The organism is Oleiphilus sp. HI0061, from assembly GCF_001635675.1.
In genome coordinates, this window is the sequence record NZ_LWFE01000615.1 from 1 (window position 1) to 855 (window position 855).

An 855-nucleotide genomic window follows, 5' to 3' on the forward strand; every position below is an offset into this window, starting at 1 on the left:
TCCTTCCAAAATATTAAGCGCCTTGGCAACGTGGTAGTCGTAACCCATTAGTCCGCTAAGGCTCAATAAATCAGATTGTTTAATACGCTCTAGACAAGACCTAAACTCACTCATGTCAGCAAAGCCACCACGATGCAAACCCACGTCGACCTCAAGGTTAACCTTCATCTTGAGCCCTGACTCTAAAGCAACAGCCTCGTACTCGTTCAAGCGTTCATTTGAGTCAATCAGCCATTGAACTTGCTCTGCTGGCTCAAAGTCTAGCGGCTCACCTTGCTTCTCATACCACTGATAGAAAGCTCTAAGCGCCATGACAGGCATAGGTTTTCCTAACAACAAGTCCGGCTTTACGGGCCATTTATGCTCTGCAATATGTATAAGAAAAGGAAGGTGAAAGCACATTAAACGAGAGGAATTAGTTTCGGACAGTATATATTCCAGCATAGGAATACTGGGTAAAGATTTTGCCACCACTCGATAGGCAAACCCTTTTTCTAGGGTTTCTTTCAAGCGTGCAATATTTTCATCCAACAAAGATTTATCGACAAGCAGTACAGGGCTAGCAAGGCCTGCCTGACTCAGAGCGAGCGATAGCTTAGAAAAATAGTTTGCGTCCATATTATCCAACTAGTCTTATTATTTTTTTGGATCTGCAGTCTAAACCAAGTAAAAGTCCAGCCTACCTGAGATCATAAAATCCCAGACTAACACAAACATGAATATTATTCATATTTTAAGGAATGGCTTACTTCCCAGCTTTGAGAATTACAAACTTCTTATTCGCTGCGATATTTTCAAAGTTACCAAATATTCTTTTCAAGTCAGAATGGTAGCCAAGGTGCCGATTTGCCACGA

General features: G+C 41.8%; 2 protein-coding genes. Both read right to left on the minus strand.

The features are described 5' to 3' along the window. A partial coding sequence (locus tag A3735_RS07910) for an alanine racemase (RefSeq protein WP_197485754.1) occupies positions 1-618 on the minus strand: 618 nt, incomplete at its 3' end. A 127-nt stretch (positions 619-745) separates the two neighbouring features. Then, positions 746-853 carry a methyltransferase gene (locus A3735_RS28760; protein WP_231882506.1) on the minus strand — a complete coding sequence of 36 codons (108 nt, stop codon included), beginning with the start codon at positions 851-853 and terminating at the stop codon, positions 746-748. Between the last annotated feature and the right edge of the window lie 2 nt (positions 854-855).